Consider the following 22,331-nt stretch of genomic DNA (forward strand, 5'->3'; position numbering starts at 1 on the left):
GGCGTTCTCCTTTTCTGTTCAGCGCAAGCGCGGATTGAGCGCGTCGCGCAGCCAGTCGCCGAGCAGGTTCACGCTGAGTGCGATCAGCACCAGCATCAGGCCCGGGAACACCGTGATCCACCATTCACCTGAGAACAGGTACTGGTTGCCGATGCTGATGAGCGTGCCCAGCGAAGGCGAGGTCGGCGGCACGCCGACGCCCAGGAACGAGAGCGTGGCCTCGGTGATGATCGCGGTCGCGACCTGGATGGTGGCCAGCACCATCACCGGCCCCATCACGTTGGGCAGCACGTGGCGCAGCATGATGCGCAGCGGCGCCACGCCGGTGACGCGCGCGGCCTGCACGTACTCCTTGTTGCGCTCCACCAGCGTGGAGCCGCGCACGGTGCGCGCGTACTGCACCCAGCCCGTGAGCGAGATCGAAATGATCAGCACGCCGAAGGCCAGCGATTCGTGCGCGCCCGGAAAGAGCGCGCGGCCGACGCCGGCGATGAGCAGCGCGACGAGGATGGGCGGGAACGACAGCATCACATCGCACACGCGCATGAGGAAGGAGTCGAGCCAGCCGCCGAAGAAGCCGGCCAACAGGCCGAGCACCACGCCGACGACGACGGACAGCACCACCGACACCACGCCGACGATCAGCGAGATGCGCGCGCCGTAGATCACGGCCGAAAGAATGTCGCGGCCCTGGTCGTCGGTGCCGAGGATGTATTTGGCGGAGCCTTCGGCGCTCCACGCCGGCGGCAGGCGGGCGTCGCCGAGTTCGAGGGTGGCGAGGTCGAAGGGGTTGTGCGGCGACACCCATCCGGCGAACACCGAACAGAAGACGCACACCAGCGCAATGACGGCGGCGGCGATCGCCACCGGCGAGGTGCGGAAGCTGTAGCCGACATCGCTGTCGAGCCAGCGAGCAAGGGTTTTTTTCATCGCCGGGCCGCGTGGGGGTTATTTTTCATCGTGAGGCAAAAAAGAATGGGCCCGCAAGAAGCGGGCCCATGGTCGGGCCGCTCAGGCAGCGGCCCACGGTCGACTTACTTGATGCTCATCCACTTGAAGTACATGAAGTTGTCGGCCAGTTGCACCAGCTCGACCTTCTTGCTCACGCCCCAGGCCAGCGACTGCTGATGCAGCGGCAGGTGGCCGATGTCGTCGGTGTGGACCTTGAAGGCTTCCTTGATCATCTCGTTGCGCTTGGCCTTGTCCGACTCGGACTGGATCTTCTTGGTCAGCTCGTCCAGCTTCGGGTTGCAGTAGGCGCCCAGGTTGAACTGGCCCGTGCCCTTGTCGTCGGGACACGAGGTGAGCGAGCTCAGCGCGTTGTGCGAGTCGTAGGTGGTCGGGGTCCAGCCCAGCATGTAGAAGCTGGTGTCGCGGCGCAGGATCTTCGGGAAGTAGGTGCCCTTGGTCTCGGCCACGAGGTTGATCTTGACGCCGATCTTGGCCAGGTTGGCGGCCACGCTCTGGCAGATCTGGCCGTCGTTGACGTAGCGGTCGTTCGGACAGTTCATCGAGACTTCGAAGCCGTTGGGATAGCCGGCTTCGGTCAGCAACTTCTTGGCGGCATCGACGTCGAAGGGCAAGCGCTTGTCCTGGTCGGCGGTCCAGCCGTTGATGCCCGGGCCGACGAGCAGCGCGGTGGGCTTGGAGGCGCCGCGCATCACGGTGCGCTGGATGCCGGCGATGTCGATGGCCTGGTAGAAGGCCTGGCGCACGCGCTTGTCCTTGAACGGGTTCTTGCCCTTCACGTTCGAGTACTGCAGCTCGTCGCGCTTCTGGTCCATGCCCAGGAAGATGGTGCGCATCTCGGGGCCGGTGATGACGCGGGCGTTGGGCGCGGCGTTGATGCGCGCGATGTCCTGCACGGGCACGGGCTCCATCACGTCGACTTCGCCGGAGACCAGCGCGGCCACGCGGGTCGCGGGGTTGGCGATGGGCGTGAACACGATCTCCTGCGCGTTGCCGTCGATCTTGCCCCAGTAGGTGCCGTTGCGCGTGAACACGGTGCGCACGTTGGGCTGGCGTTCGCGCACGCGGAACGGGCCGGTGCCGTTGGCCTTGAACGAAGCGGTGTTCTCGATGCCCTTGCGGCGGTCGACGGGCTTGGTGGCCTGGTTTTCCTCGCACCACTTCTTGCTCATGATCATGGTGAGCGAGATCACGTCGGGCAGGATCGGGAACGGGCCGTTGGTTTCGATTTCGACGGCGAGGTCGCCGACCTTGCGCACGGCCTTGATCTCGCTGAGCGTGGCCTTCATGTCGGAGCCGTCGCCCTGCGCGCGCGCGAAGCTGAACACGACGTCGTCGGCGCTGAACGGCGTGCCGTCATGGAACACCACGCCCTTGCGCAGCTCGAAGCGCCACACGTTCGGCGAGGTCTGCTTCCAGCTGGTGGCCAGCAGCGGTGCCAGGCTCAGGTCCTTGTTGCGGCCCACGAGAGTTTCATAGACGTTGGCGGTGACGCTCAGTTGCAGCGACTCGTTGAGCGAGTGCGGGTCGAGCGACAGGGCATCGCCCTGGTTCGCGATGCGGATGGTCTGCGCGCTGGCGACCATGCTGACGGCGCTCAGAGCGCACAGGACAGCGACCGCAGCCGCTTGCTTCTTGAAACTCATGGGAACACTCCTCGGGTTGAAATCGAACACATCACGGCGCCGCGGTGGCGGCGGCTTTCCCTGGCTGCAGGCTGCGGGTAGCAGCCAGCGGCATGCCCTGCTCGATCAGGCCCGCATGCAATGCGGCGCCCAGCGGCAGGATCTCGTCGTTGAAGTCGTAGCGGCTGTTGTGCAGGAAGGCGCCGCTGCGGGCGTCCTGGCCGATGCGCAGGTAGGCACCGGCCTTCTTCTGCAGCATGAAAGAGAAATCTTCGGCGCCCATGCTGGGCTCCAGGTTGCGATCGACGTTCTTCGCGCCGACCAGCGCCTGCGCCACGTCGGCCGCGAACATCGCTTCGGGCGCGGTGTTGATCGTGGCCGGGTAGATGCGTTCGTACTTGATCGTCGCAGTCGCGCCAAAGCCGGCAGCAATGGCCGTGCACAGCTCGCTCAGGCGCTGCTCGACCTGCGCCTGCACGCGCGCGCTGAAGGTGCGCACGGTGCCGACCAGCGTGGCCTCGCCCGGGATCACGCTCATGGCGCCGAGGTCGCCGGCCTGCACGGCGCAGATGCTGACGACGGCCGCGTCGATGGGGCGCACGCTGCGCGACACGATGGTCTGCGCCGCGGTGATGATGTGCGCAGCCACCACGACGGGGTCGATGGTCTGGTAGGCATGCGCGCCGTGGCCGCCCTTGCCCTTGATCTCGATCGTCACGCGATCGGCCGCAGCCATCATCGCACCGCGGTTGATGCCGACGGTGCCGGCCGGCATCGCGGGCCAGTTGTGCATGGCGTAGACGGCGTTCACCGGGAAGCGGTCGAACAGGCCGTCTTCGATCATCACGCGCGCACCGGCAAGGCCTTCTTCGCCGGGCTGGAAGATCAGCACGGCGGTGCCGTCGAAGTCGCGCGTCTCGGCCAGGTAGCGCGCGGCGCCGACAAGCATGGCGGTGTGGCCGTCGTGGCCGCAGCCGTGCATCAGGCCGTCGTTGGCGGAGCGCCAGCCGAAGTCGTTGTCCTCGCGCATGGGCAGCGCGTCCATGTCGGCACGCAGGCCGATCATGCGACCGCTGGCGGTCGACTTGCCGCGGATGACGCCGACCACGCCGGTCTTGCCGATGCCCTCGTGGATCTCGTCCACGCCGCAGGCGCGCAGCGCCTCGCGCACGCGGCCCGCCGTGTAGACCTCTTCGAAGCCGAGCTCGGGGTGGGCGTGCAGGTCGCGGCGAAAGGCCGTGATCTCGGGGTAGAAGCTGGCGATGTGCGCGAAGGCCCGGCCGGAGGCCTGCAGGCGCGGCGTTGCGGCAGCTGTTGCGACACTCACCTCAATGGCCTCCCGCCTTGCCCACGCGCAGCCGCGGATCGACCACGAAGTACAGCAGGTCGACCACGAGGTTGATCACCACGAAGATCAGCGCGATCAGGCACAGGTAGGCGGCCATCACGGGGATGTCCGCGAAGGTCACGGCCTGGATGAAGAGCAGCCCCATGCCGGGCCACTGGAACACCGACTCCGTGATGATCGCGAAGGCGATCAGGCCGCCGAGCTGCAGGCCGGTGATGGTCATGACCGGCACCAGCGTGTTCTTGAGTGCGTGGCCGAAGTGGATCGCGCGGTTCGACAGGCCCCGTGCGCGCGCGAACTTGATGTAGTCGGTGCGCAGCACCTCGAGCATCTCGGCGCGCACCAGCCGCATGATCAGCGTGAGCTGGAAGATCGCCAGCGTCACCGCCGGCAGGATGATGTGGTGCCAGCCGTCGGCCTTGAAGAGCCCGCTAGTCCACCAGCCGAACTGCACCGTGTCACCGCGCCCGAAGCTCGGGAACCAGCCCAGCGTCACGGCGAAGACCAGGATCAGCAGGATGCCGATCAGGAAGGTGGGCAGCGACACGCCGAGCAGCGAGACGGTCATGAACACCTGGCTCATGAAGGTGCCACGGCGCAGGGCGGTGTACACGCCCATCGGAATGCCGACGAACAGCGCCAGGGCCGCGGCCACGAGTGCGAGTTCGAGCGTGGCCGGGAAGCGCTCGCCGATCAGGCGCGACACCTTGGCGCCCTGGCGCAGGCTCAGTCCGAATTCGCCTTGCGCGGCGTTGACGAGGAAGTGCCAGAACTGCACGAAGAAGGGTCGGTCGAGCCCCAATGCGGCGCGCATTTCACGGATCTGGTCGGGCTTGGCATCCTGCCCCAGCAGGAACACGACCGGGTCGCCGACATATTGAAAGAGGAGGAAGGCAATGAACGCAACCGCGATCATCACGATCACGGCCTGGATCAGGCGGCGCAGTACAAAGGCAGTCATTCAGCAACAAGAGTGATCGCGGCATGCTAGCAGTGCAAGCAGCGTGCCCGCACGGGGGTTCCCCGGGGGTGGAGGCGCAATTTTTACGAGTGAGAACAGGCGCGCGCCAAAAGAAAAAGCCACCCGGCTTGCGCCGGGTGGCTTTCAGTCTTTCGATTCGAAGCTGGCTTGCGCCAGCATCAAATTAGAAAGCGTGACGGATACCGAAGTCGTAGCCGGTCGAGTTCTTCGGGGTGAAGACACCGCTGTTGATGAAGGCCGGGCCGCCAACGGTCAGGGCTGCACCGTTCTTGTTGCTCACGCGAGCAACGGTAGCGTACAGAGCCGTGCGCTTCGACAGGTTGTGCACGTAGCCGATAGCCAGCTTGTTGGCCTTCGGGTCAGCGATACGCGGCTGGAACAGCACTTGCGGCTGGTTCAGGTCGTACTTGACGCTCGAGTACGAAGCGCGGATCAGGCCAGCACCGACGGGCACGGTCACGCCGAGCAGGTAGCCGGTCAGGTCGGTGTCAGGCGTAGCGCCGACGAAGGGGGTGACTTCGTAGTCGACCTTGTTCTTGACGCGCGACACTTCACCGAACAGCTTCACGGGACCGAAGTCGTACGAAGCGCCCAGGTTCAGCGTGTTGACCTTGTTGGTCACGCCAGCGTAGAACTGGTCACCCGAGGTGCTGCTGCCATAGGCCAGCGCAACGTCCAGAGGACCGTTGGCGTAGCCGAAGCGGCCACCGACGTAACGGCCGGTGCGCGAGTTGTTCGCGACGTTAGGCGTAGCGGTACCAGGGCTGAACTTGTCCTTCTCGTGGAAGCCGTACTGCACTTGGCCGTAGAAGCCGCCCAGGTTCGGGGGCAGGAAGTAGCCGATGGTGTTGCTGGCGCGAACGTAGTTCGGGTTGCCACCAAAGCCACCCGAACCGCCGGTGGTGTTGAAACCGCTGGCCGTCGAGATCAGGTTGGTGCCAACGCCGTTGGTGCCGAACGGATCGAACACGGTGTCGTTCCAGAACGTCGGGGTGTAATCACGGCCCAGACGAACTTCACCGAAACCACCCGACAGGCTCACGGTCGAGCGACGAGCGAACGTCGAAACGCCAGTTGCGCCGTCGTCGTTGGTGATCGGGGCTTCGAGCCAGAAGCTGGCTGCCAGGCCACCACCCAGGTCTTCCGTACCACGGAAGCCCAGACGGCTGGAGTTGTAACCCGAGTTAGCCAGAGCCGTGCGGCTGACCTTGACGCTGCCACGGTTCAGGTAGAACGGGTTCAGGAAGGTGGCGCCGTTCAGGTCACGCGAGGTGGACGAGTAGCCGCTGATCGACGCGTCGACCACACCAAACAGCGTGACGGACGACTGAGCCGAGGCAACACCGGCAACAGCCAGGGCAGCCAGAGCAACTAGAGATTTTTTCATTGCAAGTTTCTCCAAGGTTAAACATAGGGCTCCGGTGCGAAGGGCTCACCGTGACTGGCACTTTTGTGCTCCCACCGGACCCCGGGCCAACCTCCTTTTGGGAAGTTGATGCTATTGCACCAGAGCCGCTGCGGCAGGGCAAAACAAATCGCCCTAAATCTTGGAAGCCCCGCGTGTTTCGTTGCAGTCGTGCAACAAAGGACTTAGACGGGTGGTTTTGCCACGATATGAAACGAAATGTGCCGTCCTTGCATCGCCGGACAGGTGCGTTCAAATAGACCCATGACTGCCCTGCTCGACCCCGCCCTGACAGCCGCCGATGCGGCTTTGCGCACGCTTTTTGCCCGATCTCACGCCACCCGGGCGCTTCCGCCCGCGATTCAGCCGCAAGGTGAATTGAGCGAATCGGAGCGCCGCGAGGCCGGTGCGCTGATGCGCGTGAACCATGTCGGCGAAGTCTGTGCCCAGGCGCTGTACACCGCCCAGGCCGCCGTGGCGCGGGACCCGGCGTTGCGCGCGCACTTCCTGGAAGCCGCGCATGAAGAAACCGATCACCTGGCCTGGACCCGACAGCGGCTGGACGACCTGGGCGCCCGCCCGTCCCTGCTGAATCCACTCTGGTATGCAGGCGCCTTCGGTCTTGGCCTGATTGCCGGACGCCTGGGCGATCCCTTGAGTCTCGGTTTTGTTGCCGAAACCGAACGGCAGGTGGAAGCGCACCTCGAAAGCCACCTGGACCGCCTGCCGTCGACCGATCACGCGTCCCGCGCCGTGGTCGAGCAGATGAAGATCGACGAAGCCCGCCACGCCACGCAGGCCGTCGACGCGGGCGCCGCGGAACTGCCGGCCCCGGCCAAGGCCCTGATGCGCCTGGCATCGCGGGTCATGACGACCGTCGCCCACCGAATCTAGGGCCTTCGGTCGCCATCCAACGGGGGTTTCAGGTCTCGATCAGATCGAAGCTGGTCGTGATTTCCGCCGTCTTCGCCAACATGATGCTGGCGGAGCAGTAGGTTTCGTGGCTGAGCGCGATCGCCCGCTCCACGGCGGTGGCCGGAATACCCTTGCCCGCCACGGTGAAGTGCATGTGGATCTTCGTGAAGACCTTGGGATCCTTCTCGGCGCGCTCGCTGGTCAGCTTGACGCTGCAGCGCTCGACGCGATGGCGCCCCCTCTTCAATATGAGCACCACGTCGTAGGCGGTGCAACCGCCCGTGCCCGCGAGCACGGTTTCCATCGGCCGTGCCGCCAGGTTCTGGCCGCCGTTCTCGGGCTTGGCCGCGTCCGGGGCGCCGTCCATCATCAGAACATGGCCGCTGCCGGTCTCGGCCACGAAGCCCATGGCCGATCGGGTGCCTGCGTCACCGGTCCAACTTACTGTGCATTCCATGGTGTTCAGCTCCAATTGGGATGAATTCGTGCGGAAAAATGCGCACCAAACATCAACTTGTGTGTGGGAAAAGCATCGCCTGCTTGTTGCATCGCAACAAAGGGTGGGTATACTCTATTTCATTGCTGCGCACTTCATGGTGTGCACCCAGTTGTCTCCTCCACCCTTCCAATTGGTGGATTTAGCCTCGAGTCGCAAGACTCGGGGCTTTTTTCTTTGTGCGCCCCGATGGCCGCACCACTCTAGCCGCCCACTGCGAAAGGGCAGCTGCTCTGGCTGCCCTGGCTGTTGCCGGTGTTGCCTCGGCTCAGTCGTCCGTCACGCTGTTTGGTGTGGTCGACGCGTCGATCAGCGGCTACTCGTCCACCTCGCGGGACCTGGGCAATGGCGTCACGTACGACAAGCTCGGCTTCCCCATCTACAACCCGTTCTACCTGAACCGCGGCAGCATCAAGGCGAGCCGCCGTGAACTGGCCCACTCGGGCTACAACTCCAGCCGCCTGGGCTTCCGTGGCACGGAAGACCTCGGTGGTGGCCTGGCCGCCAGCTTCTGGCTCGAAGCCCCGATCAGCAACGACGATGGTCAGACCGGCGTCTCGACATTCACGCGCCGTTCGACCGTGAGCCTGTCGGGCGGGTTCGGTGAAGTCCGCCTCGGCCGCGACTACACCCCGACGTTCTGGAACGACACCGTGTTCGACCCGTTCGGCACCAACGGCGTGGGCACCAACCTGGTCTCGACGGCCAACGGCTCGTTCGGCGGTTTCACCGGCTATGCCGACGGCAAGAAGCTCCCCGACGCCCTCAAGAACGTCCCGCAGCTCCCCGATGCTGGTGGCAGCAACTACGTTCGCGCCGGCAACAGCATCGGCTACTTCTTGCCGCCGAACCTGGGCGGCTTCTACGGCCAGGTGATGTACGGCTTCCACGAGAAGACCAAGTACAGCCCCGGCACAGCAACGCCCCTCGCGGAAAACGCCTCGCGCACCGGTCGCTATGTCGGCGGTCGCTTCGGCTACGCCAACGGCCCGCTGGACGTGGCGCTGGCTTATGGCAGCAGCACCGTGGGCGACCAGTTCTACGTCGGCACGACCACCAAGGTCAACACGCTGAACCTAGGCGCTTCGTACGACTTCGGCCCCGTGAAGCTGTTCGGTGAACTGTCGCGCGCCAAGAACAAGGTTGACTACGAAGTCGAACCGTACCTCGGCGGCCGTCCGGACATCGACCTGACCGGCTACCTGCTCGGCGTGACCGTGCCGGTCGGCGCCGGCCTGATCCGCGCTTCGTACTCGAGCGTCAAGTACGACGAGAACCTGGTTGCCCGCAACCCCTGGGAAGTGCTGCCCGCCGACAAGAAGGCCAACAAGCTGGCGATCGGCTACGTGCACAACCTGTCGAAGCGCACGGCCCTGTACGCCACCGTTGCTCGCGTGAGCAACAAGAACGGCGCATCGCTGACCGTCGGTGGTCCGGGCTTCCAAGGCACCGGCAACGGTTTCACGCCGAAGACCTCGACGGGCTACGACTTCGGCATCCGTCACGCCTTCTGATCGTTCACTGTCGATTCACATGCTGGCCCACGCCAGTTTGAATCTGCAAACGCTCAAGCCGCCCGGTTCAAGCCGGGCGGCTTTTTGTCCTTCCTCAATTCATCCGGCCACGCCTGCTCTGCAGCAGCCCCACATTCATTTCTCCGCTCAGCACCGATGCGTAGAAACGCTCGACCATGTTGACGCTCGTTCGCGCGTTGCGCGCCAGTGTCAGCATGTCGATCCCCTGCCCATACAGGAGCCGCAACGTGATGGCCGTATGGCGCAAGCAATACAGCGTCCTCGACTGACCCAGCGGCCCTCTCTCGAGACCGGTCTTTTCGAGCACCCAGTGAAAGAAGAAATTGAGAACCGCCAGCGCGTGCTCGCGGTTCTTCAGGTGCGGCATGAAGATGTAGTCTTCCGCCCCGCCAAAGCCATGCGTCTCGCGATAGGCGAGCAGACATTCATAGACACGAACGGCAGGCCGCAGGCTCACGATGGGCTGGCTGTGCCGCTTGGTCTCCGGCAGGTTCATCCGCAGGTAGACGTGCTTGCCTCGCACCACCTCGATGTGCTTGTGCTTCATGAGCTTGATGTCGCTGGGACGCACGAAGGTGTTGACCATCCAGCGGATCAGCCACGGCAGCTCGTCGGGCATGACGAGCAATTCGCGTGCGATCCAGAAGCGTTCGCCGGCCGTCAACCGATCCAGCACCGGGTGCGAATGGCCGCGCAAGCTGCGCGCCGCCAAGATCAGTGCACGGTACTCCGCCACGCTGAAGCTGCCACGCGGCTGGCTGCGCACCTTGACCTTCGGAAACACGGGGGCCTCGCGCAATGCGCCGACGTGCACGCCATGCATGACCACCTTGCGCAGCAACACGAGGTATTGCGCGATCGTCGTGCTGGTGAAGCCTTGTTCGCCGAGGTGATCGATCAGGCGCTGCACGTCTGCGGTCGCGAACACAGCCACCGGCACATCGCCCAGCAACGGAACGATGTGCGCACGCAATCTGTTGCCCATGACCTGCCATGTGGGCCGTCCGATTTCGCCGCGTTGCACGCGCGCGGCCTCGGCCTGCATCAGTCCTTTCGAAAGGTCGCTGACAGAAACTGATAACAAATTCTGCCCAACTGTTAGTGAATTAGCGGGCGTATGAATCGCGGGATAGGTGCGCGCAAAAAAACCGGAATCATTTGCAGCAGGAGCCTTGCGGAATAGGTTTATGACATTTGTGTCCATGCCATTCCCCGCATGCAATACCGATGCCTCTTATGATTGATGGTTAGCAAATGAAAACTCCCTGGAAAAGATCTTGCGCAATGCACCTGTTACTGCGGCGTTAACGCCCGCCGACTATCTCAGAAAAATCCTCAATGCGCGGGTCTACGACGTGGCCGTCGAGTCTGCGTTGGAGAAGGCGCGCGCGCTCAGCGAGCGACTTGGCAATACCGTGTTGCTCAAGCGCGAGGACCAGCAACCCGTATTCAGTTTCAAACTGCGCGGCGCCTATAACAAGATGGCGCACCTGAGCAAAGCGCAATTGGCGAGCGGCGTGATTTGCGCTTCGGCCGGCAATCACGCACAAGGCGTTGCGCTCGGCGCGCGCAAGCTCGGCACGCGCGCAGTGATCGTGATGCCCGTGACCACGCCGCAATTGAAGATCGATGCGGTGCGTGGTTTCGGCGGCGAGATCGTGCTGCATGGCGACAGCTATTCCGATGCCTACCTGCATGCGCTCGAATTGCAGACGCAGCAGAACCTGACCTTCGTCCATCCCTTCGACGATCCCGACGTCATCGCGGGCCAGGGCACCATCGCGATGGAGATCCTGCGCCAGCACCAGGGCCCGCTCGATGCGGTGTTCGTGGCGATCGGCGGCGGTGGTTTGATCTCCGGCGTGGCCAATTACATCAAGGCCGTGCGGCCCGAGATCAAGGTGATCGGCGTCCAGATGAACGACTCCGACGCGATGATGCAATCGGTCGCCGCGCACCAGCGCGTGAACCTGCCCGACGTCGGCTTGTTCTCCGACGGCACGGCCGTCAAGCTGGTCGGCGAGGAAACCTTCCGCATCGCGCAGAACCTGGTCGACGGCTACATCTCGGTCGACACCGATGCGGTGTGCGCCGCCATCAAGGACGTGTTCGTCGACACGCGCAGCATCGTCGAACCGGCCGGCGCGCTGGCCGTCGCGGCGATCAAGCAGTACGCGGCCGAGCATGGCCGGCAAGGCGAGACCTACGCGGCGATTTTGTGCGGCGCCAACATGAACTTCGACCGGCTGCGCTTCGTGGCCGAGCGGGCCGAGGTCGGCGAGGAACGCGAAGCGCTGTTCGCCGTGACCATCCCCGAAGAGCGCGGCAGCTTCCGTCGCTTTTGCGAACTCATCAGCCAGCTGCCGGCCGGCGGCGCGCCGCGCAACGTGACCGAGTTCAACTACCGCATCAGCGATGCCGCCAAGGCCCACGTGTTCGTCGGCCTCACGACCTCGGCGCGCGGCGAGTCGGCCACCATCGCGAAGGTCTTCATCGAACACGGCTTCGACGCGCTCGACCTCACGCACGACGAGCTCGCCAAGGAGCACCTGCGCCATCTGGTGGGCGGCCGCACGGGGCTGGCGCACGACGAGCGCCTGCTGCGCTTCGTGTTCCCCGAACGTCCGGGTGCGCTGCTCAAGTTCCTGAGCCTGATGCGGCCGAACTGGAACATCAGCCTGTTCCACTACCGCAACCAGGGCGCCGACTACGGACGCATCCTCGTGGGCCTGCAGGTGCCGGCCGAAGAGTCGGCGGCCTTCGACAGCTTCCTCGAAACGCTGGGCTATCCCTGCGTCGAGGAAACGGCCAACCCGGCCTACCGCCTGTTCCTCCAGGCCTGAAGAAAAGAAGAGAAGAGAAAGAGACCGCCGCGCTTACTGCGCGGGGGTCTGCGCCTGCGGCGGTGGCTCCATCGCGGCGCCCGCCGTGGCGGGAAGTTGCTGCTGCTGCGGCGGCGGCATCACCATCGTCGGCATCGTGGCCGGCAACGGCCCGGCTGGCGCAGCTGACTGCACCGACGACAGACCGGCAGGCGGCGTCGGAAGCCCCATGCTCAGCGGCGCACGCACCGGCAGCTGCAGCGTGAACGCCGCGGGCCCGTCGCGCTGGGCACCGAGCGTCGCCGCGCGCACGCCCACCGACTGCAGCACATAGCTCTCGCCGACCTTCGAGCCGACGCGGAACGGCCGCGGCGGCTTGCCGTCGATCGAGATCAGCGCCGCCCCCTGGTTCGACGGGTCCGCCACCACGCCCGACAGCGCGAAGCGGCTCGCGGCCTCCGGCGCCACGGGGGCGTTTGACGTCACCGTGACCACGCCCAGCAACCGGGCCACCGCCTCGGCATCGGCCGCGACCGGTGCGCGCGGCATCGTGGCCGCAGCGGCCACGGCGTCGGCCGGCGAGGCCAGCCGCAGCGCCCAGAACACCGCGGCGCCCGCGGCCAACGCCCAAAGCCCCGTCGTTGCAAGTGGGGCATGCCAGCGGGCTGCGGAGTAAGGACTTGTCATGGCCGCGGATTATCATGCAGCGCGCTTACCGCCTCATGTCCCCGCAAGCTATGAACAAACTCCTTCGTTCCGTCTCCCGCACCGCACAACGCGGCTTCACGCTGATCGAACTCATGGTGGTGCTTGTCATCATCGGCGTGCTCGCTGCGCTGATCGTGCCGAACGTGATCGAGCGCGCCGACGACGCCCGCGTCACCGCCGCCCGCACCGACATCAACAACCTGATGCAGGCGCTCAAGCTTTACCGCCTCGACAACCAGCGCTACCCGACCGCCGAGCAGGGCCTGCAGTCGCTGCTGACCCGCCCCACCGCGGGCCCGGCCGCGCCCAACTGGAAGCCCTACGTCGAGAAGCTGCCCAACGACCCCTGGGGCCATCCGTACCAGTACATGAACCCCGGCATCAAGGGCGAAATCGACGTGCTCTCCTTCGGCGCCGACGGACAGAGCGGCGGCGAGGGCAAGAATGCCGACATCGGCAGCTGGCAGTAAGCGCATCGCCCCCGGCCGCGTGGTGCTGCCACCGCCTCGCGCAGCGCGTGGCTTCACGCTGCTGGAGCTGATCGTGGTGATCGCGATCATCGCCATCGCGACCGCCAGCGTGAGTTTCGCGATGCGCGACACCAACGCCGCCGCGCTCGACCGCGAGGCCGACCGCCTCGCCGCCCTGCTCGAATCGGCCCGTGCCCAGTCGCGCGCCAGTGGCGTCATGGTGCGCTGGCGCCTCGTCGAAGGCGGCGGCTTCGTCTTCGACGGCCTGCCCGCCGACGCCCTACCCACCGGCTGGACCCACGCAGGCATCACGGCCCAGCCCATGCTGGGCGGCGACACGCCGGTGGCGGCGCTGCAGCTCGGGCCCGACCCCATCATTCCGGCGCAGCAGGTCATGCTGCACAGCGACGGCCCGCCCGCGCGCGTGCTGCGTGTCGCGACCGACGGGCTGCGGCCCTTCACCGTGTTCGCCGTGCCATGACGCAACGGCTGCGGCGCGCCGGCTCCAGCCATGGCTTCACGCTGGTCGAGGTGCTGATCGCGCTGGGCATCGTCGCGCTCGCGCTGGCGGCCGGCTCGCAGGCCACGATGGCGCTCACGCGCAATGCGCAGCGCCAGTCCGACCTCGTGCTGGCCGGCCTGTGCGCCGAGAACGAACTCGCCAAGGCACGCCTGTCGCGGCAGATGCCGGCCGTCGGCGACTCGGGCTCCATCTGCCTGCAGGCCGGACTCACCTTCCTGGTGACGACCACGACGGTGCCCACGCTCAACCCGAATTTCCGGCGCGTCGACGTGCAGGTGCGCGACGAAGGCAGCGCACCGCTGCTGCGCGTGTCGACCGTGGTGGGGCGCGTCTGATGACGAAGCCTTCGCGCGCACACGGCTTCACGCTGATCGAGCTGCTGGTCGCCATCGCCGTGATGGCGCTGCTCGCGCTGGTGAGCTGGCGCGGCCTGGACAGCATGTCGCGCGCCACCACGCAGAACCAGCAGCGCGCCGACGCGGTGCTCACGCTGCAGGCCACGCTCGCGCAGTGGAGCGCCGACCTCGACGCCATCACCCTGCTCGCGCAGACCCGCCCGATCGACTGGGACGGCCGCGTGCTGCGCATGACGCGCCGCGGCAGCGACACCAGCGCGCCGACCGTGCAGGTCGTCGCCTGGACGCTGCGCCCCGGCGCCGACGGCACGCGCTGGCGGCGCTGGCAATCGGCGCCCTTCGCCACGCGTGGCGAATGGGTGCAGGCCTGGAACCTCGCGGCGGCGTGGGCCCAAGATGGCGCTGCCCCCACCGGCGGCGCCACCGACGTGGCGCTGATGCCGGTCAACAGCTGGCAGCTCGCGTACTTCCGCAACAACGCCTGGGTGCCGGCGGAACCGCTGCCCGTGGCGGCGGCGAACCCGTCCAACCCGGCCGGCGCGCTCATCGCCATGCCCGACGGCGTGCGGCTGGTGCTGACCCTGCCGCCCGGCGACGGGCTCTCGGGCACGCTCACGCGCGACTGGGTGCGCCCGACGCTCGGGGGGCCGCGCTCATGACCGCGCCGCAACGCCATCGCGTGGCAAGCACACGCCGCCAGCGCGGCGCCGCGCTGCTCGCCGCCATGCTGACCGTGATGCTGGTCGCCACCTTTTCCGCCGCCGCGCTCTGGCAGCAATGGCGCTCCGCCGAGGTCGAAGGCGCCGAGCGCGCGCGCGTGCAGGCGGCCTGGGTGCTGATCGGCGCGCTCGACTGGTCGCGCCTGATCCTCGGCGAAGACGGCCGCGCCGGCGGCCCCGACCACCTCGGCGAGCCATGGGCCGTGCCGCTCGAGGAGGCTCGCCTCACCAGCTTCCTGTCGGCCGAGAAGAATGTGGCGAGCGACAACCTCGAAGGCCTGCCCGACGCCTTCCTGTCGGGCCGCATCGTCGATGCGCAGTCCAAGCTGAACGTGCTGTCGCTGGTGGACGCCGGCAAGCCGGTGCCCGCGAGCGTCGCCACCTTCACACGCCTCTTCAACCTGCTCGGCCTGCCCGCCGGCGAACTGACCCAGATGACCGCGCGGCTCGCGAGCGCGCTGCACACCGGCAGCACCGACGCCGCCTCAGGCGGTAGCGGCGGTAGCGGCGGCAGCAGCAGCGATGCCAGCGCCGACACCGGCGCCGCCCCGCTGATGCCGCAGGAGGTCGCGCAACTGGTCTGGCTCGGCCTCTCGCCCGCCACCGCCGCCGCGCTTGAGCCCTACGTGACGATCCTGCCGGAGCGCACCACGCTCAACCTCAACACGGCCAGCGCCGAGGCCATCAGCGCGAGCGTCGAATCGCTGGGCATCGCCAGCGCGCGCCAGCTGGTGGAGCGGCGCACGCGCTCCTTCTTCAAGAACATCGAGGAAGCCAACGCCGGCCTGCCCAGCGGCGGCTCGCGCTTCAACGCGGCCCAGCACGGCGTGGGCACCCAGTATTTCGAGGTGTACGGCCGGCTGCGGCTGGACCGCACCTGGGTCGAGGAGCACTCGCTGCTCTTTCGCAAGGGCCTGGCCGTGACCACCGTCTGGCGCACCCGTGGCGCGGGCGCCACCCTGCCCCCGGCAAAACCCTGACGCCGGTTTCCTTTTCTCTGATCAAAACACCGTCAAACGCACGTAGTCTCTGCAAGATATGCTATTCAAACAATAGCAACAACTTGTAAGCCACCCTCCTACAATCACCGGCTTTTCCGACACCCCCCGACATGACCCCGCTGCTGCTCCTTGCCCCCCTCCCTCCGGCCGATGCCGCGGGCGAGTACGACTGGGCCCAGGCCGGTGAGGACGGCATCGCCCTGCGCGACCAGGGCCGCGCGCTGCTGACGCTGCTGCCGTCGGGCCCCGAGGTCACGCTCGGCATCCCGTCCTCGGCGCTGTCGTGGCACCGCGTCACGCTGCCCAAGGGCAGCATGGGCAGCACCTCGAAGCTGCGCGCCGTGCTCGACGGCCTGCTCGAAGAGCACCTGCTCGACGACCCGGAAGCCCTGCACTTCGCGCTCGCGCCCGATGCCAAGGCCGGCGAGCCGGTGTGGGTCGCGGCCTGCAACCGCATCTGGCTGCGCAGCGTCGTGCAGGGGCTCGAAGCCGCCGGCCGACGCGTCGTGCGCATCGTTCCCGAATTCACGCCGCAGCCGGCCGACGCGCCGCCGCTGCTGCAGGTCACGGGCGAGCCCGAGGCGCCGCAGCTCACGGTCTGCGACGGCGACGGCGTGGTCTCGCTGCCGCTGGCCGGCGCGGGCCTGGCCCTGTCGAACGGCCTGCCGCTGGACACCGCCGTCATCACCACCGAACCCGCCGTCGCCGAAGCCGCCGAGCACCTGCTGCAGCGCCGCGTGCCGATCGTGCAGGCGCCGCAGCGCTGGCTGCACGCCACGCGCACGCCCTGGGAGCTCGCGCAGTTCGACCTCGCCGTGACGGGCCGCGCGCGCGCCGGCAAGAAGTTCGCCTCGGTGCTTCAAACCCTGCGCTTCGCGCCCGAATGGCGCGCCGCGCGCTGGGGCGTCGTGGTGCTGCTGCTGACCCAGCTCATCGGCCTGAACGCCTGGGCCTGGAAGGAGCGCAACGCGCTCGAGTCCAAGCGCCAGGCCACGCGCGCCATCCTGACGCAGACCTTCCCCTCGGTGAAGATCGTGGTCGACGCGCCGCTGCAGATGGGCCGCGAGGTGGCCGCGCTGCAGCAGGCCGTGGGCGACGTGGCGCCGAGCGATTTCGAACCCATGGTCGGCGCCATCGCCGCCGCCCTGCCGCCCGGGCGCTCGCCGAGCGCCATCGACTTCAGCGCCGGCCAGTTGCGCCTGCGCGGCCTCGGACTGCAGCCGCAGGAGGTCACGCAGATCACCGCCGCGCTGTCGCCGCGCGGCTACCAGGTGCGCACCGAAGGCGATCTGCTGCTGGTGCAGGCCGAGGCCAACCGATGAACTTCAGCGAACAACTCAAGGCCCGCTGGGCCGTCCTCGGGATGCGCGAGCGCCGCCTCGTCATCGGCGCCGTCGCGCTGGTGGCACTGGCCTTGCTCTGGTGGATTGCGCTCGCTCCCGCGCTGCGCACGCTGGCCGCGGCACCGGCCGAACACGCACGGCTCGACGCCCAGCTCCAGCAGATGGCCACCTTGCAGAACCGCGCGAAGGCGCTGCAGTCGCAACCGCGCCTGGCGCGCGACGACGCCCTGCGCGCGCTCGAAAGCTCGGTGCGCGATGGCCTCGGCGTCACGAACGCGCAGCTCATGACGGCCGGTGGCGACGGCGCCGCCACCGTCACGCTGCGCGGCGCGCCGGCCCAGAACCTGGCGCAGTGGCTCGCACAGGCGCGCGGCAACGCCCACGCCGTGCCGCGCGAAGTGCACCTGACGCGCGCGCCCATCGCACCGCCGCCGCCGGGCGCCAAGCCTGCGCCCGCCACGCCCGACCAACCTCCGCAACCCCGCTGGGACGGCACGCTCGTGATGGCGCTGCCCGCCCCGCGCTGAAGCAGCCCCACGCACCGCACGGCATGGCGAGACGTCCCCCGGTCCCCGACCTCCAGCCGCGCCGCGGCAGCTGGCGCTGGGCCGTGCTCGGCGCCGCCACCGGTATGCTGGTCGCGGTCGTGCTGTTCGCACCGGCGCGCTGGCTCGCCTCGGCACTCTCGGGCTGGACGCAGGGCCGCCTGCTGCTGGTCAACCCGCGCGGCACGGTCTGGAACGGCACCGCCGCCGTCGTGTTCGCCAGCGGCGCCGGCGGCACGCAGGCCGTCTCGCTGCCCGGCCTGTTGAACTGGCGCATGTGGCCGAACTGGCGCGGCCTGTCGGCACGCCTCGATCTGTCCTGCTGCGCGGCGCAGCCCCTTGGTCTTCAGGCCAGCCCGCGCGCCAACGGCCTGCAGCTCGCCTGGCAGGACGCCCGCTCGCGCTGGCCCGCCACGCTGCTCACCGGCCTGGGCGCGCCCTGGAACACGCTCAAGCTCGAAGGCGCCCTCGACCTCAATACCCGCGCCTTCGCCATGCAGTGGGACGGCCCCGCCTTGCGCATCGAAGGCCAGGCCACGCTCGACGCCACCGATGTGTCGTCCGCCCTGTCGACCTTGCGGCCGATGGGCAGCTACCGCCTGTCGCTCGAAGGCGGCACGCGTCCCACGCTGCTGCTAAGCACGCGCGAAGGCAGCCTCGAACTGAACGGCAGCGGCGACTGGAGCGGCACGGCGTTGCGCTTCAACGGCGAAGCCAGCGCGGCACCGGGCCGCGAAGACGCACTTTCCAATTTGTTGAACATCATCGGGCGGCGCGACGGTGCGCGCTCGATCATCACCCTGGGTTGATCCGACCATGAAGAAGCCTCTGTCCTCGTCCGGCGCCCGCCCCGGCCTCGTCGCGCTCGCGGTACGCCTGCTGATCGCGGCGTCGTTCGTGCCGGTGCTGCCGCCCGCCTACGCGCAGACCGGCGACGCCCCGCGGCGCGGCGAACCGATCACGTTGAACTTTGCCGCCGCCGACATCGAGGCCGTGGCCCGCACCATGGCGGTCGTTACCGGGCGCGACGTGGTGGTCGACCCGCGCGTCAAGGGCACCATGAACCTGGTCACCGACCGCCCGCTGGCACCGGCCGCCGCCTTCAACCAGTTTGCCGCCGCGCTGCGCCTGCAGGGCTTCGCGGTGGTGGAAGCCGACGGCCTGTACAAGGTGGTGCCCGAGGCCGACGCCAAGCTGCAGACCAGCACCGTCAACACCTCCATCGGCGGCGCCAGCGCGGCCGCGGGCAACCAGATCGTCACGCAGATCTTCCGCCTGAACTACGAGTCGGCCAACAGCCTGCTGCCGGTGCTGCGCCCGCTGATCCCGCCGAACAACACCATCAACGTGAACCCGGGCAACAACTCGCTCGTGATCACCGACTACGCCGACAACATGCGTCGGCTGGCGCGCATCATCGCGTCGCTCGACGTGCCCAACGCGTCCGACATCGAAGTCATCCAGCTCAAGCATTCGGTGGCCACCGACATGGTGCCGCTGGTCACGCGGCTGGTCGAAGGCGGCGGTGCGGGTGCGCCGGGCGCCGCCGCACCGGGCGGGGCCGACGCCTCGTTCCGCACCACGCTGATGGCCGACCCGCGCAGCAACTCGCTGATCCTTCGCGCCGCCAACCCCGCGCGCGCGCAACTCGTGCGCACGCTGGTCGAGAAGCTCGACCGTGCGCCAGCCGAAAGCAGCAACGGCGCGGCCGGCAACATCTACGTGGTCTACCTGAAGAACGCCGACGCGGTGCGCCTGGCGGCCACGCTGCGCGCCGCGATGGCCGCGAGCCAGCAGCAGTCGCAGGTGCCGGGCGCGCCCGGCGCCGCGGGCAGCGCCGGTTCGTCGGTGCCGCCGGCCAGCATGCCGATGACGCAGGCCAGCTTCGGCGGCAACAACACCCAGGGCGGCGGTTCGGCCGCGGCCAACGCGCCGCTGAACAACGCCAACCAGCCCTCCACCGGCGGCCAGATCCAGGCCGACCCGAGCACCAACTCGCTCATCATCACCGCGCCCGAGCCGCAGTACCGCCAGATGCGCGCCGTGATCGACAAGCTCGACGGCCGCCGCGCGCAGGTGATGATCGAGGCGCTCATCGTCGAGGTCAGCGCCAAGAAGGCCGCCAACTTCGGCGTGCAGTGGCAAAGCGCGCTGGGCAACAACGCGGTCATCGGCACCAACTCCAGCCTGGCCAGCGCCAACATCCTGGCGCTGACGCAGGCCCTGGCCACGCGCGACGTGGCCGGCATCCGCCCCTCCACCGGCCTGAACCTGGGCATCGCCGGCAAGATCGGCGGCCAGTACATCCTGGGCGCCATCGCCAACTTCTTCAACAGCGACGGCGACGCCAACGTGCTGTCCACGCCCAACCTGCTGACGCTGGACAACGAAGAAGCCAAGATCGTCATCGGCCAGAACGTGCCCTTCGTGACCGGCCAGTACGCCAGCACCTCGGGCTCGGTCGGCATCAACCCGTTCACCACGGTGGAGCGCAAGGACGTGGGCCTCACGCTGCGCGTGCGACCGACCATCAACGAGAACGGCACCGTGAAGATGACCATCTTCCAGGAGACCTCCACGGTCGACCAGAACACGGCCAAGGACCCCAACGGCCCGACCACCAACAAGCGCTCCATCGAGTCCAGCGTGCTGGTGGAAGACGGCGGCCTCGTGATGCTCGGCGGCCTGCTGTCGGACAACTACGGCAACACCGTCGAGAAGGTGCCCGTGGCCGGCGACATCCCCGTGCTCGGCAACCTGTTCAAGAACGAGGTGCGCACGCGCGACAAGAGCAACCTCATGATGTTCCTGCGCCCCGCCGTGATGCGCGACGGCGCCTCCACCGAAGCCTTCGCCTACGACCGCTACGACGAGATCCGCGGCATGCAACAGCGCACACAGCCCAACACCGACAACATCATGCTGCGCGGTGTCGACTCGGCGCCCGTGCTGCCCGAGGCGCCGCTGGTGCGCATCAACCGCCTGAACAGCAGCGACAGCGGCAAGAAGACCAGCGAGACCCGCATGGAAGGCACGCAGCTCATCCCGCCGCCGCGCCCCGCCACCGACAACCGCCGGCTCGCGCCCAGCCCGCTGCGCGGCGCGCTGCCGCCCACCGCCGACCCGACCAGCTCGCGCGAGCTGCCCTGAGCCCCGTCCCGCACACGCCAGCCACCCATGCGCTATCCCCTGCCCTACGCGTTCGCACGCAGCCAGCAACTGCTGCTCGAAGCCACGGACGACGGCCGCCACACGCTGTGGATGTCTTCCCACCCGGCACGCAGCGCGGTCGGTGAAGTGACCCGCAAGTACGGCGTGCAGGCCTTCGAGGTGCTCGACGACGGCCCGCTCGCGCAGCGCATCAGCGCCGCCTACGCGCAGGGCGAGTCGAGCGCCGCCGCGGTAGTCAGCGAAGTGCAGAACGACGCCGACCTCTCGCGCATGATGCAGGAGCTGCCCGCGGTCGAAGACCTGCTGGCCAGCGCCGGCGACGCGCCCATCATCCGCATGCTGAACGCGCTGCTCACGCAGGCCGCGCGCGACGGCGCCAGCGACATCCACATCGAGCCCTACGAGCGCACGTCATCGGTGCGCTTTCGCATCGACGGCACCTTGCGCGAAGTGGTGCAACCCAACCGCGCACTGCACGCCGCGCTGATCTCGCGCCTGAAGATCATGGCCGACCTCGACATCTCCGAGAAGCGGCTGCCGCAGGACGGGCGCATCTCCTTGCGCATCGGCACGCGCGCGGTCGACGTGCGGGTGTCGACGCTGCCCAGCGCGCACGGCGAACGCGCCGTGCTGCGCCTTCTGGACAAGAGCGAATCGAAGCTCACGCTCGAATCGGTCGGCATGCAGGGCGATTCGCTGGCGCGCTTCGAAAAGCTCATTGCGCAGCCGCACGGCATCATCCTCGTGACCGGCCCCACCGGCTCGGGCAAGACCACCACGCTGTATGCCGCACTGGCCCGGCTCGATGCGAGCCGCAGCAACATCATGACGGTGGAAGACCCCATCGAGTACGAGCTGCCGGGCGTGGGCCAGACGCAGATCAACGCGAAGATCGAACTCACCTTCGCCAAGGCCCTGCGCGCCATCCTGCGGCAGGACCCCGACGTGATCATGATCGGCGAAATCCGCGACTTCGAAACCGCGCAGATCGCCATCCAGGCCTCGCTCACCGGCCACCTCGTGCTGGCCACGCTGCATACCAACGATTCGGTGAGCGCCGTCACGCGCCTGACCGACATGGGCGTGGAGCCCTTTCTCCTGAGCTCGTCGCTGCTCGGCGTGCTGGCCCAGCGCCTCGTGCGCAAGGTCTGCACCGCCTGCGGCGGCGCGGGCTGCGAGGCCTGCGGCCAGACCGGCTACCAGGGCCGCACCGGCATCTTCGAGCTGCTCGTGGCCGACGACGAAGTGCAGGCGCTCATCCACGGCAAGGCCGCCGAGAGCGCGCTGTTCGAAGCCGGCGCGCGCGGCGGCCTGCGCTCCATGCGCGAAGACGGCGAACGGCTGGTGCAGGCCGGCATCACCTCGCGCGCCGAACTCTTGCGCGTCACCCGCGAATAG

Annotated in this window: 21 protein-coding genes; 13 read left to right on the forward strand and 8 right to left on the reverse strand. The window is 67.7% G+C overall.

Going from position 1 to position 22,331, the window contains the following annotated elements:
* Positions 1-18 precede the first annotated feature (18 nt).
* From ACAM52_RS23245 to ACAM52_RS23265, 5 genes are all read right to left on the reverse strand, one after another.
* Positions 19-930 (reverse strand): ABC transporter permease, encoded by a 912-nt coding sequence (locus ACAM52_RS23245; protein ID WP_369644668.1) that lies wholly within the window; start codon positions 928-930, stop codon positions 19-21.
* Between the two features lie 104 nt (positions 931-1,034).
* A complete protein-coding gene (locus ACAM52_RS23250) occupies positions 1,035-2,615 on the reverse strand; it encodes an ABC transporter substrate-binding protein (RefSeq protein ID WP_062472636.1) in 1,581 nt (526 codons plus the stop codon).
* Between the two features lie 31 nt (positions 2,616-2,646).
* Entirely contained in the window at positions 2,647-3,921 is a 1,275-nt protein-coding gene (locus tag ACAM52_RS23255; protein WP_095948285.1) for a M20 aminoacylase family protein, read from the reverse strand.
* 1 nt (position 3,922) lies between these two features.
* Positions 3,923-4,903 carry an ABC transporter permease gene (locus tag ACAM52_RS23260; RefSeq protein ID WP_056573001.1) on the reverse strand — a complete coding sequence of 327 codons (981 nt, stop codon included), beginning with the start codon at positions 4,901-4,903 and terminating at the stop codon, positions 3,923-3,925.
* 184 nt (positions 4,904-5,087) lie between these two features.
* Positions 5,088-6,311 (reverse strand): porin, encoded by a 1,224-nt coding sequence (locus ACAM52_RS23265; RefSeq protein WP_070094987.1) that lies wholly within the window; start codon positions 6,309-6,311, stop codon positions 5,088-5,090.
* 282 nt (positions 6,312-6,593) lie between these two features.
* Between ACAM52_RS23265 and coq7 the strand changes: the two genes are divergently transcribed.
* On the forward strand, positions 6,594-7,223 hold the full coding sequence (gene coq7, locus ACAM52_RS23270) for a 2-polyprenyl-3-methyl-6-methoxy-1,4-benzoquinone monooxygenase (RefSeq protein WP_095948284.1): 630 nt from the start codon (positions 6,594-6,596) through the stop codon (positions 7,221-7,223).
* Between the two features lie 28 nt (positions 7,224-7,251).
* On the opposite strand, the gene ACAM52_RS23275 is transcribed toward coq7, so the two are convergent.
* The gene (locus ACAM52_RS23275; RefSeq protein ID WP_062472691.1) at positions 7,252-7,701 is read right to left on the reverse strand and encodes an OsmC family protein; all 450 of its coding nucleotides are present in this window, start codon (positions 7,699-7,701) and stop codon (positions 7,252-7,254) included.
* 272 nt (positions 7,702-7,973) lie between these two features.
* On the opposite strand from ACAM52_RS23275, the gene ACAM52_RS23280 reads away from it, so the two are divergent.
* Positions 7,974-9,254 (forward strand): porin, encoded by a 1,281-nt coding sequence (locus tag ACAM52_RS23280; protein ID WP_369647768.1) that lies wholly within the window; start codon positions 7,974-7,976, stop codon positions 9,252-9,254.
* A gap of 94 nt (positions 9,255-9,348) precedes the next feature.
* Here ACAM52_RS23280 and ACAM52_RS23285 read toward each other — a convergent pair whose 3' ends face one another.
* On the reverse strand, positions 9,349-10,479 hold the full coding sequence (locus tag ACAM52_RS23285) for a hypothetical protein (RefSeq protein ID WP_369644669.1): 1,131 nt from the start codon (positions 10,477-10,479) through the stop codon (positions 9,349-9,351).
* 73 nt (positions 10,480-10,552) lie between these two features.
* On the opposite strand from ACAM52_RS23285, the gene ilvA reads away from it, so the two are divergent.
* On the forward strand, positions 10,553-12,118 hold the full coding sequence (gene ilvA, locus ACAM52_RS23290; RefSeq protein ID WP_240531311.1) for a threonine ammonia-lyase, biosynthetic: 1,566 nt from the start codon (positions 10,553-10,555) through the stop codon (positions 12,116-12,118).
* Positions 12,119-12,151: 33 nt separating this feature from the next.
* Here the strand turns inward: ilvA and ACAM52_RS23295 are convergent, their stop codons facing one another.
* Positions 12,152-12,784 carry a hypothetical protein gene (locus ACAM52_RS23295; protein ID WP_369644670.1) on the reverse strand — a complete coding sequence of 211 codons (633 nt, stop codon included), beginning with the start codon at positions 12,782-12,784 and terminating at the stop codon, positions 12,152-12,154.
* Between the two features lie 50 nt (positions 12,785-12,834).
* Between ACAM52_RS23295 and gspG the strand changes: the two genes are divergently transcribed.
* The 10 genes from gspG to ACAM52_RS23345 all read left to right on the forward strand — a co-directional run bounded on the left by gspG (position 12,835) and on the right by ACAM52_RS23345 (position 22,331).
* Complete coding sequence (gene gspG / locus ACAM52_RS23300; protein ID WP_056573020.1) at positions 12,835-13,275, forward strand: type II secretion system major pseudopilin GspG; 441 nt, start codon at positions 12,835-12,837, stop codon at positions 13,273-13,275.
* The gene (locus ACAM52_RS23305) at positions 13,250-13,756 is read left to right on the forward strand and encodes a prepilin-type N-terminal cleavage/methylation domain-containing protein (RefSeq protein WP_070060010.1); all 507 of its coding nucleotides are present in this window, start codon (positions 13,250-13,252) and stop codon (positions 13,754-13,756) included. Before gspG ends, ACAM52_RS23305 begins: the two co-directional genes overlap by 26 nt.
* The gene (gene gspI / locus ACAM52_RS23310; protein ID WP_369644671.1) at positions 13,753-14,133 is read left to right on the forward strand and encodes a type II secretion system minor pseudopilin GspI; all 381 of its coding nucleotides are present in this window, start codon (positions 13,753-13,755) and stop codon (positions 14,131-14,133) included. The genes ACAM52_RS23305 and gspI overlap by 4 nt, the downstream gene beginning before the upstream one ends.
* Positions 14,133-14,813 (forward strand): type II secretion system protein J, encoded by a 681-nt coding sequence (locus ACAM52_RS23315; protein ID WP_369644672.1) that lies wholly within the window; start codon positions 14,133-14,135, stop codon positions 14,811-14,813. Before gspI ends, ACAM52_RS23315 begins: the two co-directional genes overlap by 1 nt.
* The gene (gene gspK, locus ACAM52_RS23320; RefSeq protein WP_369644673.1) at positions 14,810-15,853 is read left to right on the forward strand and encodes a type II secretion system minor pseudopilin GspK; all 1,044 of its coding nucleotides are present in this window, start codon (positions 14,810-14,812) and stop codon (positions 15,851-15,853) included. Before ACAM52_RS23315 ends, gspK begins: the two co-directional genes overlap by 4 nt.
* Positions 15,854-15,984: 131 nt before the next feature.
* Entirely contained in the window at positions 15,985-17,196 is a 1,212-nt protein-coding gene (gene gspL / locus ACAM52_RS23325) for a type II secretion system protein GspL (protein WP_369644674.1), read from the forward strand.
* On the forward strand, positions 17,193-17,744 hold the full coding sequence (gene gspM, locus ACAM52_RS23330; RefSeq protein WP_062472615.1) for a type II secretion system protein GspM: 552 nt from the start codon (positions 17,193-17,195) through the stop codon (positions 17,742-17,744). Before gspL ends, gspM begins: the two co-directional genes overlap by 4 nt.
* A 23-nt stretch (positions 17,745-17,767) precedes the next feature.
* Positions 17,768-18,571 (forward strand): type II secretion system protein N, encoded by an 804-nt coding sequence (gene gspN / locus ACAM52_RS23335; protein WP_159278470.1) that lies wholly within the window; start codon positions 17,768-17,770, stop codon positions 18,569-18,571.
* Between the two features lie 7 nt (positions 18,572-18,578).
* On the forward strand, positions 18,579-20,912 hold the full coding sequence (gene gspD / locus ACAM52_RS23340) for a type II secretion system secretin GspD (protein WP_369644675.1): 2,334 nt from the start codon (positions 18,579-18,581) through the stop codon (positions 20,910-20,912).
* 27 nt (positions 20,913-20,939) lie between these two features.
* Complete coding sequence (locus ACAM52_RS23345) at positions 20,940-22,331, forward strand: GspE/PulE family protein (RefSeq protein WP_062472610.1); 1,392 nt, start codon at positions 20,940-20,942, stop codon at positions 22,329-22,331.

The sequence above is a fragment of the Variovorax sp. V118 genome, assembly GCF_041154445.1.
Taxonomy (GTDB): domain Bacteria; phylum Pseudomonadota; class Gammaproteobacteria; order Burkholderiales; family Burkholderiaceae_C; genus Variovorax; species Variovorax boronicumulans.

What these genes read in the sequence shown, in the direction of transcription:
- ACAM52_RS23245 (WP_369644668.1), bottom strand. Translation starts at nt 930, where the DNA reads ATGAAAAAAACCCTTGCTCGCTGGCTCGACAGCGATGTCGGCTACAGC.
- ACAM52_RS23250 (WP_062472636.1), bottom strand. Translation starts at nt 2,615, where the DNA reads ATGAGTTTCAAGAAGCAAGCGGCTGCGGTCGCTGTCCTGTGCGCTCTG.
- ACAM52_RS23260 (WP_056573001.1), bottom strand. Translation starts at nt 4,903, where the DNA reads ATGACTGCCTTTGTACTGCGCCGCCTGATCCAGGCCGTGATCGTGATG.
- ACAM52_RS23265 (WP_070094987.1), bottom strand. Translation starts at nt 6,311, where the DNA reads ATGAAAAAATCTCTAGTTGCTCTGGCTGCCCTGGCTGTTGCCGGTGTT.
- coq7 (WP_095948284.1), top strand. Translation starts at nt 6,594, where the DNA reads ATGACTGCCCTGCTCGACCCCGCCCTGACAGCCGCCGATGCGGCTTTG.
- ACAM52_RS23275 (WP_062472691.1), bottom strand. Translation starts at nt 7,701, where the DNA reads ATGGAATGCACAGTAAGTTGGACCGGTGACGCAGGCACCCGATCGGCC.
- ACAM52_RS23285 (WP_369644669.1), bottom strand. Translation starts at nt 10,479, where the DNA reads ATGGACACAAATGTCATAAACCTATTCCGCAAGGCTCCTGCTGCAAAT.
- ACAM52_RS23295 (WP_369644670.1), bottom strand. Translation starts at nt 12,784, where the DNA reads ATGACAAGTCCTTACTCCGCAGCCCGCTGGCATGCCCCACTTGCAACG.
- gspG (WP_056573020.1), top strand. Translation starts at nt 12,835, where the DNA reads ATGAACAAACTCCTTCGTTCCGTCTCCCGCACCGCACAACGCGGCTTC.
- ACAM52_RS23305 (WP_070060010.1), top strand. Translation starts at nt 13,250, where the DNA reads ATGCCGACATCGGCAGCTGGCAGTAAGCGCATCGCCCCCGGCCGCGTG.
- gspI (WP_369644671.1), top strand. Translation starts at nt 13,753, where the DNA reads ATGACGCAACGGCTGCGGCGCGCCGGCTCCAGCCATGGCTTCACGCTG.
- ACAM52_RS23315 (WP_369644672.1), top strand. Translation starts at nt 14,133, where the DNA reads ATGACGAAGCCTTCGCGCGCACACGGCTTCACGCTGATCGAGCTGCTG.
- gspK (WP_369644673.1), top strand. Translation starts at nt 14,810, where the DNA reads ATGACCGCGCCGCAACGCCATCGCGTGGCAAGCACACGCCGCCAGCGC.
- gspL (WP_369644674.1), top strand. Translation starts at nt 15,985, where the DNA reads ATGACCCCGCTGCTGCTCCTTGCCCCCCTCCCTCCGGCCGATGCCGCG.
- gspM (WP_062472615.1), top strand. Translation starts at nt 17,193, where the DNA reads ATGAACTTCAGCGAACAACTCAAGGCCCGCTGGGCCGTCCTCGGGATG.
- gspN (WP_159278470.1), top strand. Translation starts at nt 17,768, where the DNA reads ATGGCGAGACGTCCCCCGGTCCCCGACCTCCAGCCGCGCCGCGGCAGC.
- gspD (WP_369644675.1), top strand. Translation starts at nt 18,579, where the DNA reads ATGAAGAAGCCTCTGTCCTCGTCCGGCGCCCGCCCCGGCCTCGTCGCG.
- ACAM52_RS23345 (WP_062472610.1), top strand. Translation starts at nt 20,940, where the DNA reads ATGCGCTATCCCCTGCCCTACGCGTTCGCACGCAGCCAGCAACTGCTG.